The sequence below is a fragment of the Mycoplasma aquilae ATCC BAA-1896 genome (assembly GCF_048074525.1).
Classification (GTDB): Bacteria; Bacillota_I; Bacilli_A; order Mycoplasmatales; family Metamycoplasmataceae; genus Mycoplasmopsis; species Mycoplasmopsis aquilae.
Genome location: NZ_CP182208.1, coordinates 463,927 through 482,518, shown reverse-complemented (window position 1 = coordinate 482,518; position 18,592 = coordinate 463,927). Strand labels below are relative to the sequence as shown.

The following is an 18,592-nucleotide window of genomic DNA, read 5'->3' as shown; positions in this document are numbered from 1 at the left end:
ATAATTAAAGTGCTAATGAGGAGAAAAATGGAAAATAAGATAAATACAATAATAAAAGGTGATTCTATAGATGAATTAAAGAAAATGCCAGATAATTCAATTGATTTTATCTTCGCAGACCCACCATATTTTATGCAAACTGAAGGTAATTTAATGCGATATGAAGGAACTGTTTTTAATGGTGTAGATGATGAATGAGACAAATTTAGCAGTTTTAAAGAATACGATAAGTTTTCTCTTGAATGACTTATGGAATGCAAAAGAGTTTTAAAAAAAGATGGAAGCATCTGTGTTATCGGATCATTTCAAAACATTTATAGATTGGGATATTTCATGCAAAATTTAGATTACTGAATTTTAAATGATATTGTATGAAATAAATTAAATCCCGTTCCTAATTTTGCTGGTAAGAGATTTTGCAATTCACATGAAACTATGATTTGAGCTGCGAAAAGTAAAACATCAAAAGTTACTTTTAACTATAAAACTATGAAATATTTAAATGGTGGTAAGCAAGAAAAATCAGTTTGAAATATCGCGTTATGTACCGGTAAAGAAAGACTTAAAGACGAAAATGGTAAAAAAATTCATTCGACACAAAAACCAGAAGAACTATTATATAAGATTATATTAGCAGCTACTAAACCTGGGGATGTTATACTAGATCCATTTTTTGGCACAGGAACAACAGGTGCGGTTGCAAAAAAATTAGGACGCAATTACATCGGTATAGAACGTGAGATGAAATACATAGAAGCTGCTGAAAAGAGATTAAGCAGTATTGTTCCCAAATTAGATGATATATCTTTATTGAAACATGAGATAAAGCCTCCAAAAGTTCCTATGAAAAAATTACTTGATTCTGGATTTATTTCACCTGGTGATAAACTTTTCGACAAGAATGAAAAATTTATTTGCACTGTATCACAAAATGGAACAGTTATTGATCCTGATACCAATAATGAGCTTTCTATTCATCAAATGAGCGCAAAAGCTTTGGGCAAAATAAATCATAATGGCTGACAATATTTTTACTTGTTTGATAAAGACAATGGAAGATTAATTTCACTAGATGAATTAAGATATAAATATAAGGAATAAAATATGCTTGATAAACAAATTCAAATATATGCAAAAACGTTTCTTAAGGATACAATTAATAAATCTTTCAGTGACAAAGAAATTACAAAAATTGTTTCAAAACATAATTTAAAAAGTCATTTTATACCCTTAAAGTATCGTGTTGCAGCGGGTGTTATCCAAAGTTTGAATATTAAGTTTGGCAATTTTTTAGAAGAGTTTTTAAGATTAATCATAAGTTCATCATATTCAGAATTTGAATTAGTAAATGAATATTTATCAACACGTAAAAATAAATTTTCACTTCGTTTTGAAACAGATGATTTAATAGATAAATATATAACAAAACAACAAATAGAATCTCAAAATGTTCTTGAAGCTTTTACTGAATTAAAGAATAATATAACTAAATTAGCTTCAGAACCATCATCTGATAATAAGTTAATAAAACATGATATTGATTTATTATTCAAGAATGATGACAAAAAAATTATTTACTACGTCGAAGTAAAGTATAATGATGACCATGACTCCGGAAAGTTTATAGATATTAATCGAAAAATAATAAAAACATATGCGTATTTAGAAGAAGAATTTGCTCATAAAAACTATAAAATTATCCCAATTCTTTACTATTTTAATAAAGGCATAAAAAGTAGTGTAAATCCTTATTTGCCGGCTGATAATATAATGTACGGCTCAGATTTTTTTGAAAGATTTACATCCATTAAATATGCTGATGTTATAGAATTTATACAAAATTTATCAAGTGATCCAGAAATAGCAGAACTTTTTGATACATGATTAAACATTATATTCAATGGACATTTTTAAATTTTAATTATTGTGTTTTAGTTAAAAATACTTTTAGCGATAATAAACCAAATAATATGTTTTTTAAACGACTCATTCGAAAGAATGGGTTGTTTTTGTTTTAATTAATTTAAACAAATCTATCAGTAAATAATTGACAGTAGTAGGAAGGCAAATGAAAGAACTATCACAACCTACGTTTCCCAGCAGTAGCATAATAAAATAAACCAGCCACAGTGAATGCTGTAGTTGGCTTGAAACTTTATTTAATATTTAAATGATTAAAAATATTTAATATTAATTGGTAGTCTTCCCAGCTTTGTTGTAAGGCTGGGTTTTTAATTTCGATTGTATTTATAAGTTTTTTGTCAAAATAGTGTTCAACTTGTTTAACATCATTAATCATAGTAATGATTCTAGATGTAGTCATTTTATCCTTCTTAGCAAGACCTAAAAAATCATTAATTTTATAGGTAAGGAATTTTAACATTACTAAAGAAAGAAAACATAAACAAATATATCCTTGTATATTTTTTCATGTAGAAAGATACATTGGTCTTAATGATAATGCGCCTTTTAATGTTCTAAAGTTTTCTTCAGCCTGTCATTGTTTTGCATATAGCTCAACGATTTCAGTTTCTTTAAGATCAACTCTATTAGTTTCGTAAACATAAAATCCATCGAATTTTTCATCTTCTAGGACTTTATCATAGTCTAATTCATAAAAACCTGACTTATCTGTTGGTTTAAAGAAACGATATTTCTTTCCTCCAACCATATCTTCATATGACACTTTTCCATTTTTAGCTTTCTTATTGAAGTTATCAATAAGAATTTTTCTATCTTCATAGTCTTTTTTTGCTCTTTTTTCACTAAAAGTGATTATTTGTTTTCTAGTGTGACCATTTTTTCTTCCATTACGGTATAGAGATATTATCTCTCTGCTCTTATATAAGAGTCCATTTTCATTAATGTAATCCTTTTCGCTAAGAACATATTCTTTGAATTCTTTTGAACCTTTTTTCATTCTGTATGAAATAATGTAATTTAGTTTTTTATCTTCTAAAAATCTTATATTTTTATTTACAGACATTCCTTTATCAGCAATAACAGTAACTGTGGTTATGTTGTATATTTTTGCAGTTCAAGTATAAAAGGAATAAAAGTGGATGAATCAGCTGTATTTCCGGGGAAAACTTTGTAGTGCACTGGTATACCATTACTATCAGTGGCGAGTCCAATAACGATTTGGTCTTCTTTAAATTTTCCATCTTTTGAATAACCTGGTTTCTTATAACCATCTCGACTAAATGTTTCAAAATAAGCTGTTGTTGAGTCAAATCAAACTATACTTACATCTCTTTTGTACTCATTTTTCATGGTTTCATTTATATTGCTTAAGTATTTGATTTTTGTTATCAGCAATATATTCTAGTGATCTATAAAACGAATTTTTAGAATAAAAATCTTGTTTTTCTTTAGTTGCATTTTTGTACGTAGCATAAACACTTAAGTGGATTTTTAATTCTTTGATATATTTGTTGCTTTACAACATCATTTAAACTTACTGATTTTGTAGTTTTACAATCCTTGAAAATATCAAAATAATCAATTAATCGAGAAATTAAGTCGAATCCAACAAATTTTTCATATGTCTCATTTATTTTAGGGCTTTTATTTTTGATCTTTTATTAATTTCATTAATAACCTCTTCTTTTGTCATTGAGAGAGGAAGAGTTTTTATAATTTGTTTTATTTTTTCGACTGAATTTTCTTGGTATTTATCAAAATCTTCTTCATATCCTATCCCGAATCTTACAGCATATCCTGTTTTGTTTGTGCTTTGATATCCAACAGATATATAAGTTCCTTTTTGTCTTTTAGATCTTGAAATTATTCAATTTATTTCATGTAGGTTCTTCTTTTTCATGAATATATTATACCACATTTAGTAGCATAGTAGCATAATATTTATATTTTTTTCAAAAATATAGCCACCTAAAAAGTGACTATATTTGGCCCAAGTGGGAAACGCAGGAGTAGTAGGAAGGCAAATGAAAGAACTATCACAAATTTTAGTTATAAGTGCAGAATCTATGGTTAAGCAATTAAATGATGCTATGAAAAAAAGTAAAGTCTTTTATTTGAGAAGGAAAAAGTTTAAATCCAGGCAGCAATATTAAAAGAAATGGCTATAGAAAGTCTGCAAAGTATACTTTAAGCAAAAAAATTACTTTGGAAATGCTAAGAGTAAGAGGAAAGAACTTTATCCCTAGCGCATTAGTAAAATAAAAAAATTAAATTTATTATCTTCTGGAATGTTTAAACAAACCATTCTCCTTGAATGGTTAGCTTTATTTATTGGCGCATTCATATCACGATGTTATGAAGCGATACAATCCTATAACAGGAGAAATTGCTGAAAACATTTTGGGTGTTGAAGATAAGAAGAATTTTATCAAAAAGAGCTATAAGGTAGGCGTATATACAGCAATAGGGATAAATATAGATGATATAAAGAACTTTTATTTGTACAAGTTAAAGATGCAGGTTCTATAATAAATTGAAGTAAATTCCTATATAAATTAAAGGAAAGAGGGATGATTGATCCTAAATTCATAATATACAATAATTTTTCTGAGAATGATATTTTCAAAGAAATATTTAAAACTTCTGAAATGCAAAAATGCGTTATTCATAAGATAAGAAACTAACTTTCATAAGTAAACTATAAAGATAGAAAATCCTTTGTTGAAGCATTTAAAAAAATACTCAGAATCAAACTTAGAAATTGTACAAAAGTTTATTTATTTTAAGCAAATGAATTTTGATAAATATCAAAAGCTAGAAATATTAAAAAACATTAGATGGAATTTTGAAATTCATGAAATTATCTGCAAAGCTTAGAGAATAAATTTATACAAACAATATAATCTAATCGCATGCACAGTGCCCTACTTATAAATGTAAAAAAGTGGAGCACTGTTTTTGTGCTCCACTGAAAACCCCTCAGAAAGGATTTCGCATAAATTATACTTTTACTTGGTAGTATACAATACTACCTAATGTAATTATAACATTATTATGTGAAATAAGATTTATTTTGTCACCACCTTATAAAATAATTGTGAAATAAGATTTATTTTGTCACCCCTCCAAATAAGATTTATTTTGTCACCACCTTATAAAATAATGGTTAATATATAAAATTCTTGTATGAATTTCAAAATAGACATAAATAAAATAAATGGACTAACAGATTATGAATAAAGCGTTATTTCTTCTCATATTTATTTGCTCATTATATTGAAAAATATTCCTGTGGATGATTAATAACTTTAAACTATTAAAATATAAATTATTTGTTTAATAACTATAATTAAGGAATATTTGTATTTTACTAATATCTAAAATTAATATATAATATACTTGATTTTTCAATAAACAATATTAGAAAAAGGGGGACATAATGGCAAACATTAAGTCAAAAATCAAAAGTATAGCTAAAATGGAAGAAGCACACAAAAAGAATTCAGCAATGAAATCTCGTGTTAAAACAGCTGTACGTAAAGCTAGAGAAGCTGTATTAGCTAAAGATGAAAAAGCTGCTGAATTAGTAGCATTCGCACACAAAACAATTGCTAAAGCAGTTTCAAAAGGTGTTTTCCACGCTAACAAAGGTGCTAGAAAACACGCTAGATTAGATGATTTTGTTAACAAAAACAAATAATCTATTAAATTAGTTAACTAATCTAATTAGTTCCAGGCCATTCCTGGAATTTTTTATTTCTAAAAATGAGAGTTAAAAAATGTATCACCATTTTACTGGCAATACATGCATTTTTATTGATATAGCGAAAAACTTTACATCTTAATGTTACCATTTGTTCTAGGATAAGGAATAGCTTCTCTAATATTTTCTGTACCTGTTACATACATAACAAGTCTTTCAAATCCAAGGCCAAATCCTGAAGTTAACATATGACCATATCTACGTAAGTTTAAGTATCATTCTAGGTCTTTTTCATCAATTCCGAGTTCTCTAACTCTAGTTAATAATTTATTGTAATCTGATTCACGTTGAGAACCACCTACAAGTTCACCAACACCAGGAACAAGTAAGTCGAATGCTGCTACAGTTTTACCATCTTCATTTTGCTTCATGTAGAAAGCTTTGAAATCTTTAGGAAAGTTAATAACTGCAATTGGGGCGTTGTATACTTTTTCAGTTAAGTATTTTTCGTGTTCTGAACCTAAGTCTAAACCAAATTCAATATCTTTGTTTTCGAATATATCTCTTACTTTTTGCAATTCTTTGATTGCGTCCTTATAATCAACTACTAAAAGTGGTGTTTCAACAAAATGGTTTAGTCTATCTAAAAGCCCATTGTTTGTTACTTGATCTAAGTATTCTAATTCAAGCTTGTTTTTAGCCATTGTGTTTCTAATTACAACTTTAAGCATATCATCAGCTAAAGCAATTGTGTCAAATAAATCGTAAAAAGCAACTTCAGGTTCAATCATTCAGAATTCAGCTAAATGTCTCTTTGTATTTGATTTTTCAGCTCTAAAAGTAGGTGCAAAAGTATAAATTTTCTTCATACCTACAGCATAAGATTCACCGTGTAATTGACCAGTAACTCCAAGAGTTGCTTTCTTGCTTTTACCAAAGAATGGGTCAGCTCAGCTTGGATCTGAAACAATAAAAGTTTCTCCAGCCCCTTCTCCATCATTGCTTGTAATAATTGGACTAGCCATTAAGAAGAAGTCTTTATTAATAAAGAACTTGTGGATTTCTTGAGCTAAAGTTGAACGGACTAACATAATTGCTCTTAATAAGTTAGTTCTATGTCTTAGATGAGGAATTTCACGTAAAGTTTCTAAGTTAATTTCTTGGTTTTGAATTGGATAGTCTTCATCTACTTTCTTGTATTCAACTAAAGTATCAGCAACTAACTCAATTGGTTGAGGTGCATTAGGTGTAGCGTGTAAAGTACCCTTAACCACAATAGCTGAACCAGGTTTTAAACTATCTAAGGCTTCGAAATCAAAGTTTTCTCCCTTAAATACTACTTGTAAGTTTTTTACTGTAGAACCATCATTTACTTCGATAAAACGAATTTTTTTGTTTCCACGGTTAGATGAAACTCACCCTTTAACTGTGACATCTGTTCATGTGTCATAAAACCCAGGTTTTAATATAAATTTTTTAATAGAATGCATAGCATTATCTCCTTAATATTTAACTTTAATAATAATTTTGTCTTTATTTGTTAATTGCTCATTAGCAAAAGTAATCTTGTGTAATTCGCCAGGGAAAAATAAAGCAAATGTCCCTTGACTTAATCTAATTTGATTATGATATTGTGGTGCTTTAATGTAGAAGACATCATTTGGTTTGGAAGCACTTAAAATATCTGCTTGGGTATAATGTGATTGTGGGTCGAAGTAAATTACTTCATCCCCAGCATAATAAACATGAATATCAATGTGTTGGTCATGTAATTCACCATAATTTTCTTCAAATAAGGGGCTAAAATTCCGTTTGACAAGCTTAATGTCATCATTAAACTCATGAATCCCGTATTCATACGTATCAAAATCAGCATTTGCAGCTAATTCTAGTGCTGCCTTAATTGCTGGATTGACTTGATATTTCTTAATATTTGAAAGTTTGTCAAAAATCATTTTTTCCTCCTTAAAATAGCTTGTTAAATTATAAACATTTTTAGCTAGATTGATATAAATATTTTATTTATATCAGTATAAAAAATAAATCAAGCTAGTAAAAGTATATTTTCTAACTTGATTTAAGATCTTAAACAATTTTGACACGTTTCTTAGTTTCGAATTGATAATCGGTTGCCCATAAAGAACCATTGGCAAAATCCAATTTTATGCCATTTGCAACTTTTTGTTTAGAAGCATAATATATTTTTATTCTTTTGCCATTAATTATGTAGTAACATCCAGGATTTGAGCTAAAAGCTCTAATACGATTAAAAGCTTCCTCCAGATCAAAACTTGGATCTAAATAAGCATCTTCTTTATTTAATTTAGGGCTTAGGGACACTAGTAAAGGATCTTGAACTTCTGGTTTATATTTGCCTTGAGCAAAATTAGTAATTCAATTCACAATATTGCTTGCTGCTAGAGATGATAATTTCTCAAACAGTGTATCACTAGTATCTGTAGGCAAGATATCTAAGCTAGCTTTTACTATCATATCGCCTGCATCCATAGCTTTAACCATATACATCAAAGTAATTCCAGTAGTACTGTCTCCATTTCATAAAGCATATTGAATTGGTGCAGCTCCACGATATTTAGGTAGTAAACTACCATGTACATTTAAAGCAGCTAAATTAGGCAAAGCTAATACTTTTTCAGGAATAATTTGACCAAAAGCACAAGTTAGAAAAATATCGAAATCCATTTTTGCTAATTGATCATAAATTTCAGAAATTTTATTGGGTTGAAAAACTGGTATGTTGTATTTTTGAGCTAATAATTTAGTTGGTGTAGGTTCAAGCTTATATCCACGATTAGCCGGTCTATCAGGTTGAGAAATCAAAGCGATGACATCAAAATTTTTAATAACTTCTTCAAAAACTGGGACAGCAAATTGTGGCGTTCCAGCTAAAACAATTTTTATTTTATCCATAAAGTTCCTTTCTAAACCCCTATAAATGTTTCGACTTTAGTAAGTTCAATAATTAAATGAATGATTTTATCAATCAAAGGTTTTGGAATAGTGCTTACTACATTCCCTTTTTTAGTTGCTATTAAGGTTTTAGCTAATGCGCTAAGGGGGTAGAATGATCCAAAATAAGTCAATAAATGATTTTGAGCACGATTTTGTAAAACTTTAACTAAAACTGTATCTAAAAATCACTCAGTATAATTTTTTAATCCTATTTCATCAAGAATTAACACAGGCACACGTGAAAGTTCATTGACTAAATATTTAATATCATCATTATTTCCGATAAGTTGTTTAACTCATTCATCAAGTTGATTTACATCAATATAAGCGACTGGAATATCATTTAAAGCAAAAGTATTTGCTATAGAAGATAAATATTTAGTGCGATAACTGTTAGCTGGTCCGTGGAAATAAACTCCATATAGTAAGTTAGAATTTTGATGTTTTGGTTCTAATGACAACAATATTTCAGCTCGAATCCCAGCTAAATCATAATATAAGTTGTCATTGATATCCAAATCTTGCAAAGTAGTATCATAAAAAGGCGAAGAAATATGTTGTAATAATAAATTATTTAATAAACGAAATCGATTGCCTTTTTCATTATGTGCAAGTTTTTTTTCTATTATAAGTTTATTTTCACTATCACGTTTAAAATCAAACAAATAAGGTGATTGATTAGGATTGATAATTTGATTTTTATAATCAATAAAATAATTAAAGTAATCTCAGATTTCTGAATCTGAGACTTTTAATTTTTTAAATAATTTATTAAGCAATGGATCTTTTTTGACCTGTTTAATTAAGTTTTCTTTATTTATTGGAGCTTCTTTTAAGAAATCAAACGTTTGCATTGGTTTATTGATTGAACTCATAATTAACTCCTTTTACTTTAACATCGATTTAAGAATTTCCTTCTTTTGGAAAATTTTAATATCATAGGTATTTCTGATTTTGCCATCGAAGTAGTTTTCTACTACTGTGAAATCAAGTAAATTCATTTGTAATACTTCATTAATCATACTTCCAGCATGCTTAAATCATTCTTTTAATGGTCTACCTGTGCTTTTAGCTGAATGATAAAATGATAAGAATAAGATTAAGTTAATGATTTTATCATCTTGTACTTTATCTTGTCATTGTTGTAGTGTTGCAACATAACTTGCCTCTAATTCATCATTGATTAATTGTTGGGCAAATTCAATAGAATTTAGCTTTAAAATTGCTTCATATTCATTTGAATACTTGATTTTACCAATTTCTAGTCTAGTAGCTGTTGAGAATGATAGTTTTTCATTTTCGAGGCGACTTTTTCTCATTTCACCAAGACGTAAAACATCTTCAACAAAACTATTTTGAAACATTATTTGTTTTTTATTAGTTTGACTATTATTAGCGAATTCAGTAAAGAAATCTGTAGTAACATCTTCGACATCAAACGCATCTCTATAAGTGGCAGGACGAGTTTTTGCTAGTACCATGTGTTTATAGTTTTCTTCACCTACTTTGTCACGTAATAAGTCAGTAATTAATTGATTTTGTTTAATACCAAAAGCATTCAATGGCTTTTGTAATGAAAAGATCATAATTTTTTTACTGTGGTCAGCATATGTATTGATAAGACCAGTTGCTTCCAATTGTCTTCTAGCTTTTGATAAAGCAGCCTCATCCATATTTAAAAATACAGTTAAGGATAAAAAGTCATAAGCAAAACGTTTAAATTGGCTATCTCTAACATAATCTAATAAATATTGGTATAAAAAGATTGGGTTAGAACCTAAAAATGGCCCATAAAACTCTCTAAAATTAACTAAATCATCATTTGTGATTTCTGAATTTTTTTCAACTGCGAAATATGAATATTGTAGGTCCATTTTTGCTCCTTTTAACGTAAAAAATATTTGATAGTAATCATATTTTACCTGACTATAGCAAGCTCATGAAGCACTTTTGAAATTTTTTCTATATTATCACGCTTATCCAATGAGATATGCACAACCCTTTTTTCACGAAAAAATTTTTTTATCCCTCAATCATAGGCGTTTTGGTTATCTAAAAATTGCAAAGTAAAGTTATCCACACCCTTTTGTTGTAGAAATTTTTGTCTGATATCTTCTGAAATTTGCATATGAAAAATACAGCTAAATAAAGGCGCAAAGTCTACAACATCTGTATATAAAATTGGGATTTCTACAAAATCATATTGATGTTCTAATAAATGCGATTTTAGCTTTAAAAATACCTCTTTTTCTAACTTTTTTAAATTAGTTGAGTCTTGCAAAATTCATTTTTTAATTTCGCTCTTATCAAGCACATTATCTTTAAGTAAAAAAGTACCAAATTTTTCTGCAATTAATTTAATAAACTCTTTATCTTGGCTATATAAATAACTAACATATTGATCGCAGTTAAAAGTGCTATATCCTAACTGAGCACAAGCAGCTAAAAAGGTGCTTTTGCCAGAAGCCATGCGCCCAACAATTGCTATCATTTGTTTCATTTTTCAATAATTGATCTAAGTTCAAGTTGTTCTAATAATGGTAGAGCATTTTGAATGTTTAATTTTAAAACGTAAGCTTCTTTTTCTGGATTAAAACTATCAACATTAGGATTCAATGTCGCCATTTTTAAACAAAATAAAGCATCATTTTTACCCGCAATCAGTTTATTGATTACTCCTTTAGTAAGCATGGCGCTTCATTTATCCTGTGAAGCATATAAATTAGGAACAGTATGAAATTTCTCAAGAATTGAAATAGCTGTTTTTTCTCCAATTCCTTTTACTCCAGGTAAATTATCGCTACTATCTCCTGCCAATGCTTTATAGTCTACTACTTGAGATGGTAAAAATCCATAGTTTTCAAAATAGTTTTCATTTGTAAGTAAAGAATATCCGTAATTTTCTTTTTGAATAATACTAATATTTGTCGCAATTAATTGATGTAAATCTTTATCTCTTGAAAAAATAATTTTAGGCTCATTTAAAGCCACTTTGTTACAGTAAGCTGCGACCAAATCATCTGCTTCAAAACCTGCCAATTCTTGTTGAACAACTCCTAAGAGATCTAAAATTTGTTTAATTAAGTTAAATTGAACATAAAGTTCATTAGGTGCCTTAGCACGCCCTGCTTTATATTCATCATATAGTTCGTGCCGAAAACTTTTATCTTTTGAGTCAAAAGCAATATATAAATATTTAGGACGATAAAACTCAATTAATTTATTTAATTGATGTAAAAATAAGTTAATTCCATTAGTTGGAGTTCCATTAGAAGCACGCATAATATTATCGGGGTTACCATAATAGGTAGCATAAAATGATTGGAACATTAAGTAATTTCCATCAATTATTAAGTGGGTATTAGTTGTTGTTTTCATCTTGAATCTCTTTTCAGTCTATAAATGTGTAGTAATTAGCTTTTGACAATTTTAATAATGCAACAATCATGCGTGGTTGAGTGTGGTTTAAAATTTCGGTAGCACGAGAAGTAAATCCAAAAGCCATAATACTTTTGCTTTTATCAGTTAATGAAACTCTAGGTCTACCTTTAGCATCTTTTTGAACCTTTGACATAAGACATTTAACTCAAATTGGGATTAGTCCAACATCAACTATTTGTTTATAACCAGTTGATTCTTGTAATGAATTTAATGCATTATATACATCACCAAGTAAATTTGCTTCTGATTTCATTTCTTCAATTAAATTAGTAGGGATTAATTCCATTACTATTTCATTAATCCCTTGTGACTTGATGAAATTTAAAAGTAAGTCACTTTTATCACCATCAACTTTTTTATATGAATCTTCAAATAATTTATTAAATGGTAGAGCATATTTATCTTTAGCATTCAATAAAGTATCAATTCCACCAAATTCTCTAAAGGTATTGGATTTAATTAAATTATCTAAAATGCTTTCGGAAACATTAGCTATATTTCTAAGTCTTAAATAAGCTTCTAAAAAGCTATTGTAAGAACCATTTATCTTACGTTCTTCTACTATTTTATGTGCTGCAACAGCACCTAACCCTTTAATCATTACCAAAGGTAAATATAACTGCTCATCAACAATTTCAACAATTTCTGATGAATGATTAATTTCGGGTGAAAATACTTTAATTCCTTGACTTGAAGCATCAGCAACATATTTTTTAATATTTTGTTGATCAGATGATGAATTTGAAATCAATACTTTATAAAAAATAAGAGGGTATTTCACTTTATAATAAGCTAATTTGTAGGCTATAAGAGCATAAGCAACAGCATGGGATTTGTTAAATCCATATGCAGCAAAACGCTCAATATTTGAATATATTTTTTCCAATACTTCTGCTGAAATTCCATTCTTAAGCCCACCAGCAAAAAAATCACTCTTATAACTGTGCAACTTTGTTTCGTCTTTTTTAGAAATAGCTCTTCGCAATAAATCTGCTTGAGCAAAAGACATTCCGGCTACTTTTTGAGCAATTTGCATAATTTGCTCTTGATATAAAATTATTCCGAATGTATTTTTTACAATTTCGTCATATGCTGGATGTAATTTTTCAATATTATTAGGATTTAGCTTATTTCGACTGTATGTTGAAATATATTGCATTGGTCCAGGTCTAAAAAGTGAAATAATTGCATAAATATCATCGAAGGAATCGATATGTACTTCTTTAATAGCATTTTGCATACCAGGTGATTCTAATTGAAAAATCCCGTTAGTTAGCAAATTATTTAATAGTTTAGCCACATCTGGATCAATAAACTTACCATAGCTTCTTCCAACTAGATTATCGAATCGATAATTGCTTGGGATAAGGTCTTCTATTTCTTGCAATATTGTTAAGTTTTTCAAACCTAAGAAATCAATTTTAATTAGTCCAAATCTTTCAAGATAATTAAGTGTAAATTGCACTTGCGGCAAGGTGCTGGTGTTATTTGAAACCGGAATAATGTGTTTTATATTTCTATCGCAAATAATTACCCCAGCAGCATGAATTCCAACTTGCCGAGGTAAACCTTCAATTTGACTAGCATATTGATGCAATTTTGGATACATATCTACTAGCATCTTGTATTTTTCATTATTTTCATAAGCTTTTATTAAACTTTCGTCACTGTTTTTTAAAGCATTACAAATCTTATCAACTTCTGGCACTGGAATGGAAAGGTAACGAGCAATATCTCTTAATGAGTTTTTTAATGCTAATGTTTGAAAAACACTAATTAAAGCAACATTATTTTCGCCATATTTATCCTTAATATATTGCAATAATTCATCACGCCGAGTATCTTGAATGTCAATATCGATATCAGGTAATGATACTCTATCAACATTTAAAAATCTTTCAAATAGTAAATCAAATTCAAGGGGATTAATGTCAGTAATTCCTAGTAAATATGAAATTAATGATCCGGATGCTGAGCCCCGTCCTGGCCCGATTGCAATCCCTTTATTTTTAGCATAATTAATAATGTCTTGAATGATTAAAAAATAATCTAGAAAACCTAATTTTTTGATGACATTATATTCATAATAAACTCGGTTAGTAACTACATCTTCACCATATGTATAAATTAAATCCAATGCTTTTTTATTAGACATCAAGCGAGCTAGTTCTTCCTTTACATTTCCTTGAAATTTAGCTAATTTAATACTTTTATCAGGCATTACAACATTGCAACTTTCAGCAATAAATAAAATATTTTGTTCTACTTGTGGATCTAGGTTAGAAAAATCATCATCATCTAAATATTCAGTATAAAAAACATGTTCAATTTCTTTACCTGCAATGCTATTTAAAATTGGAATTAATTCATTTTGCTCGCTATATAAAATCTTTTTGCATGGAGCATAAACTGTTTGAATTTCTTGCGTTGTTTTCGCGTTTAAGTAAAAGTTGCTCAAGTATTTTTTTACTTGAATGTTTTTTGCTTTCATTCCTAGGAATTGGTGATCAATGACAAAAACGTGTTCATTTTCTAATTCATAGTATGATATGTCTTTACCACTTGTTCTAGCGTAAATTAAATCATTTAAAAAACAATATCCATCATTATCTTTAGCAAGTAAAAAAACACTAAACCCTTCAATTAGATTTAGTTCTAAACCAATTAAAGGCTTAATACCATAAGTCGCTTGTGCTTCTCAGTAATATTGCAATGCATATAGATTATCAATATCGGTTAAAGGTAAATATTTTATGTCATTTTCTCTAGCTAAATTTATTAATTCTTTAACACGAATTGTTGAATTTAAAAAAGAATACTCAGTATTTGTGTGTAGATATATTTTATTCATGTTGTTATTATATTTTATTTAACTTAAAAAGGTAAAAAATAAATCTTTAATAATATAATTCGAGTATTGTAAAATTAAAATACAAACTAAAAAATCTAGCTAAAAAAACCTTAGTTAGAATAACTAACTATAAAAATATTATTAAATTTGACGTTATAATAGACCCTTATATTAAGGAAATTGAAAATATCTTTAGAATAAGGAAGTAGAACTTAATATTATTTTTTAACAATGTAATAAAAAGCCTTTGTCAAGCTATTTATTAAAATTTTAATTAGAATTTGATAAACTTTAAATATTATATTTAAGGAGTGGAAATGAATCAAACATTTAAAGAAAGAATCATCAAATATATGGAAATTGAAGCAATGTCAAGATATGAAGAACCTGTTGCTGACGAATTGAGAAAAAATATTACAGGTTATGAAGTATCACGTGATAAAATGGGCTCAATTATTTTCCATAAACCTTCTAAAAATCCTAATGCACCTAAGGTGATGGTTGCTGCTCATATGGATGAAGTTGGTTATATTGTTCGTAGAATTGATAAGTCTGGTCAAATTTTACTTAGCCCAATTGGCGGAATTTGAGCAAGTACGGTGATTGGAACTAAAGCTAAGCTAATTACAAGTAAAAAAACATATTTAGGAGTATTCGGGCATACTTCAATTCATATCATGGAAAGAGAAAAAGTTTCAAAAGCCATTTCTAATGATGATCTATATGCTGATTTTGGTTTTAGATCTGAACAAGAAGCTATTGAAGCTGGTGTAGAGATTGGTAACCAAGTTCGCATGAGTGGAGAAACAATTATTTTTGACAATGAAGATTTAATTGGTGGAAAAGCGATGGATAATCGTGCAGGAGTTGCTGTATTTGAACGTATTGCTCAAAGTGTTGCTAATGCAGATTTAGACTGTGATTTATACATGGTTGGTACTGTACAAGAAGAAGTTGGAACTAGAGGTGCTAAAACTTCAGTATCAATAGTAAATCCTGATATCGCAATTGCTTTGGATACTACTTCATCACACGATACAATTGGAACAATCCCTGGCACAACAGCTTTATTTAAAGGAGCTGCATTAAGAATTAAAGATGGTGGAAACTTAATGGACATTGGTCTTATTGCACAAATGGAAGAAGTGGCAAAAAAACACAATATTCCTGCTTATAAATTTGTATCAATGGGTGGTGGAACAGATGCTCATGAATTACAATATGCACGTGGTGGAGCTGCTACTTTAACAATTTCATTGCCACAAAGATATTTACACTCACCAATTGGTGTTTGCGCAATATCGGATTTATTAGCTGCAAGTGACTTAATCTCTAATTTTATATTAGAGTTTAATTCAGAAAAATATGATAAAATAAAATACAAATAAAGCAATATAGGAGGTGAATATGGTCAATATGACAACAGGCGCTTTTGTTGGAATGATTATTGGTGTTGTGCTTTTAGTTGGTATCGCTGTTGCATTAGTTACATTTTTTGTTACTAAAAGAATCTTTGAAAAACAACTAAGAGAAAACCCACCTATTAATGAAAAAATGATTCGTATCATGTTTAAACAAATGGGAAGAACAGCAAGCGAATCACAAATTAGACAAATTATGAAGTCTATGAATGATGCTAAAAATAAATAAATTCAATAAATCATATTAATTCACTTTAAAGTGAATTTTTATATATCTAAAAGCAAGTAAAAAAAGAATTTTTTGCCATTTTCTTTGCTCATAATTGAAAAAATAGTTTTTAAATACATGATAAAACTATTGTAATTACTTTTGTGCCTATAAAATAGGGTAAAAAAATATAAAAAAGCATTATTATTCATTTTAACTGCATTTATATTTTTATATAAATTTAATATAATCATTTTATAGACTAAATTAGGAGTACGATGAAGCGACTGAAATATAACTTAAAAAGTAAATTAGTAAATTCTAAGTTCATTAAAAGTATAATGCGTTTTTGACGCTGAAAATCGAATGTTTCAAAATTAAAATATTTATTATTTGTTTATTTTTTAATTGTTTTAATTTCTAGCTTATTGCTATTTTCGCCATGAGCGCAAAATCAATCAGCAAATAGAATCTCTTATATTGATGCTGTATTTACTACTGCTTCTGCTTTTAGTGATACTGGGCTAGTCGTTGCTGATACCTTCCAACAATGAAATGATTTCGGGCAAGCAATTATTGCAATATTAATTTTATCTGGTGGTATTGGAATATTTGCCTTAAAATTCTTTATTATCAATTTTATTTTCCGTAAAAAATCCTCCTCACTTGGTGAAATTAAGTTAATCCAAAGTGAACGTGGAGGAACTGATATTGCTAAAATCACTCAAATTATTATTTCTTCAATAAAATTCCTTTTCATTTGTATTTTTATTTTTAGTGTTGCATTAACAATTTATTTTTATTTTGCTTCACCAATTCATACAAATGGAATTGATTTAATGTTATCTAATGGGTTAAGACCTAATGATCCTGATTACATTAAAAACATGAATCAGAATTTTATTTCACCACAAGGAAATTTCCTCTTATCTTTAAAATTTGGAATTTTCCACACTATTTCAGCAATTAATAATGCAGGATTTGATATTATGTCTTCATCAAGTTTGATGCCATACTATCAAAATTATTTCCTACAAATCTGTTTTATTATTTTGCTAGTAATTGGAGGAATAGGATACCCAGCAATTTACGATTTAACTTGCTTTATTAAGCATAAAATCAGAAGAGAAAAAGCGACATATCATTTCTCAGTTTTTACAAAAATTTCGTTAGTAACATATGTCTTAGTTTTTATTGTAGGTTTCTTAATTTCAATTGGATTTGAAGCCAGTTCGCAAAATGCTTATGCTTTATGAAACCAATATTACATACCTGAAAATTTAAAACACGCAAATGGTCAGATATATACAACTAATGACATGTATATTTTCCACACTCAATATGTTGAATGGTTTAAAAATGGTCATCATTTAGAACAACTTAGTGATCCGAAATATGCATTACTAAACCAACAAAGATGAATTTTTGAAAATGGCCAATTATATGGAAATTGATTCGACAAAACTTTTGCAACACTCTTTACCTCACTTTCAACCCGAAGTGCAGGATTTGCAACCGTTAATATCAAACACTTTACACAAGGATCTACTTTTACCTTTATTTTCATGATGATTATTGGATCTGCTCCAGCCTCAACTGGTGGAGGAATTAGAACAACAACATTTGCTCTAATTATTATGGGAATTGTGCGGGTATTGTTTGGATTGCCTCGAGTAAGAATGTTTAAACGTTCAATCAATCAAGATACAGTTAATATGTCATCACAAGTTTTAGCAATTGCATTTATTTTAATTGTTATCGCTTCATTAGTTTTATTCTCATCATTTAAAGATTATGGCGGGCAAATTCAAACACTATCAAATACAAATAATGCGAATGAAATTTATACAACTCAAAACATTATTTTTGAAGTTGCTAGTGCCTTCGGGACAACTGGACTAACTTCTGGAATTACTAAAAGTTTAAACACTGTTTCTAAATTAGCATTAATACTTGTTATGTTTATTGGGCAATTTGGAATTTCTTCAACGTTACTTGTTTGAAAACGTAAGAAGAACTGAAAACGTACATTTGAATACGTCGATGCAGACGTTGCAATTGGATAGGAGAAT

16 protein-coding genes and 1 pseudogene are annotated in these 18,592 nt (G+C 28.5%); 8 read left to right on the top strand and 9 right to left on the bottom strand.

Annotation, left to right across the window (positions count from 1 at the left end):
- Positions 1–27: 27 nt before the first annotated feature.
- Together ACM0IS_RS02140 and ACM0IS_RS02135 are read left to right on the top strand one after the other, a co-directional pair.
- Positions 28–1,101 (top strand): DNA-methyltransferase, encoded by a 1,074-nt coding sequence (locus tag ACM0IS_RS02140; protein ID WP_416755838.1) that lies wholly within the window; start codon positions 28–30, stop codon positions 1,099–1,101.
- 3 nt (positions 1,102–1,104) lie between these two features.
- On the top strand, positions 1,105–1,914 hold the full coding sequence (locus ACM0IS_RS02135) for a HinfI family type II restriction enzyme (RefSeq protein ID WP_416755837.1): 810 nt from the start codon (positions 1,105–1,107) through the stop codon (positions 1,912–1,914).
- A 241-nt stretch (positions 1,915–2,155) separates the two neighbouring features.
- Here the strand turns inward: ACM0IS_RS02135 and ACM0IS_RS02130 are convergent.
- A pseudogene (locus tag ACM0IS_RS02130) lies at positions 2,156–3,754 on the bottom strand (IS1634 family transposase).
- 193 nt (positions 3,755–3,947) lie between these two features.
- On the opposite strand from ACM0IS_RS02130, the gene ACM0IS_RS02125 reads away from it, so the two are divergent.
- The 3 genes from ACM0IS_RS02125 to rpsT all read left to right on the top strand — a co-directional run bounded on the left by ACM0IS_RS02125 (position 3,948) and on the right by rpsT (position 5,623).
- Positions 3,948–4,076, top strand: coding sequence for a hypothetical protein (locus ACM0IS_RS02125; protein ID WP_416755836.1), 129 nt, complete (start codon positions 3,948–3,950; stop codon positions 4,074–4,076).
- Between the two features lie 202 nt (positions 4,077–4,278).
- On the top strand, positions 4,279–4,452 hold the full coding sequence (locus ACM0IS_RS02120) for a hypothetical protein (RefSeq protein ID WP_416755835.1): 174 nt from the start codon (positions 4,279–4,281) through the stop codon (positions 4,450–4,452).
- Between the two features lie 910 nt (positions 4,453–5,362).
- On the top strand, positions 5,363–5,623 hold the full coding sequence (gene rpsT, locus ACM0IS_RS02115; RefSeq protein WP_416741452.1) for a 30S ribosomal protein S20: 261 nt from the start codon (positions 5,363–5,365) through the stop codon (positions 5,621–5,623).
- Positions 5,624–5,757: 134 nt separating this feature from the next.
- On the opposite strand, the gene asnS is transcribed toward rpsT, so the two are convergent.
- The 8 genes from asnS to dnaE form a co-directional block, all read right to left on the bottom strand.
- The gene (asnS, locus tag ACM0IS_RS02110) at positions 5,758–7,116 is read right to left on the bottom strand and encodes an asparagine--tRNA ligase (RefSeq protein WP_416755834.1); all 1,359 of its coding nucleotides are present in this window, start codon (positions 7,114–7,116) and stop codon (positions 5,758–5,760) included.
- 12 nt (positions 7,117–7,128) lie between these two features.
- Positions 7,129–7,581 carry a YhcH/YjgK/YiaL family protein gene (locus tag ACM0IS_RS02105; protein WP_416755833.1) on the bottom strand — a complete coding sequence of 151 codons (453 nt, stop codon included), beginning with the start codon at positions 7,579–7,581 and terminating at the stop codon, positions 7,129–7,131.
- Between the two features lie 130 nt (positions 7,582–7,711).
- Positions 7,712–8,557: a methionyl-tRNA formyltransferase gene (gene fmt, locus ACM0IS_RS02100; RefSeq protein WP_416755832.1), complete on the bottom strand. Its 846-nt coding sequence runs from the start codon at positions 8,555–8,557 to the stop codon at positions 7,712–7,714.
- Between the two features lie 11 nt (positions 8,558–8,568).
- Positions 8,569–9,474, bottom strand: coding sequence for a hypothetical protein (locus ACM0IS_RS02095; RefSeq protein ID WP_416755830.1), 906 nt, complete (start codon positions 9,472–9,474; stop codon positions 8,569–8,571).
- A gap of 12 nt (positions 9,475–9,486) precedes the next feature.
- The gene (locus ACM0IS_RS02090) at positions 9,487–10,473 is read right to left on the bottom strand and encodes a hypothetical protein (protein WP_416755829.1); all 987 of its coding nucleotides are present in this window, start codon (positions 10,471–10,473) and stop codon (positions 9,487–9,489) included.
- 44 nt (positions 10,474–10,517) lie between these two features.
- Positions 10,518–11,099, bottom strand: a complete 582-nt coding sequence (locus tag ACM0IS_RS02085; RefSeq protein WP_416755828.1) for a dephospho-CoA kinase — start codon at positions 11,097–11,099, stop codon at positions 10,518–10,520.
- Positions 11,084–11,977: a 5'-3' exonuclease gene (locus tag ACM0IS_RS02080; protein WP_416756646.1), complete on the bottom strand. Its 894-nt coding sequence runs from the start codon at positions 11,975–11,977 to the stop codon at positions 11,084–11,086. The genes ACM0IS_RS02085 and ACM0IS_RS02080 overlap by 16 nt, the downstream gene beginning before the upstream one ends.
- Positions 11,961–14,891: a DNA polymerase III subunit alpha gene (dnaE, locus tag ACM0IS_RS02075; protein ID WP_416756644.1), complete on the bottom strand. Its 2,931-nt coding sequence runs from the start codon at positions 14,889–14,891 to the stop codon at positions 11,961–11,963. Before dnaE ends, ACM0IS_RS02080 begins: the two co-directional genes overlap by 17 nt.
- Positions 14,892–15,208: 317 nt before the next feature.
- Here dnaE and ACM0IS_RS02070 point away from each other — a divergent pair, with 317 nt between their 5' ends.
- The 3 genes from ACM0IS_RS02070 (at position 15,209) to ACM0IS_RS02060 (ending at position 18,586) form a co-directional block, all read left to right on the top strand.
- Positions 15,209–16,279, top strand: a complete 1,071-nt coding sequence (locus ACM0IS_RS02070; protein WP_416756643.1) for a M42 family metallopeptidase — start codon at positions 15,209–15,211, stop codon at positions 16,277–16,279.
- Positions 16,280–16,307: 28 nt separating this feature from the next.
- The gene (locus tag ACM0IS_RS02065; protein ID WP_416756642.1) at positions 16,308–16,541 is read left to right on the top strand and encodes a YneF family protein; all 234 of its coding nucleotides are present in this window, start codon (positions 16,308–16,310) and stop codon (positions 16,539–16,541) included.
- 257 nt (positions 16,542–16,798) lie between these two features.
- Positions 16,799–18,586, top strand: coding sequence for a TrkH family potassium uptake protein (locus ACM0IS_RS02060; protein WP_416756641.1), 1,788 nt, complete (start codon positions 16,799–16,801; stop codon positions 18,584–18,586).
- Positions 18,587–18,592 lie beyond the last annotated feature (6 nt).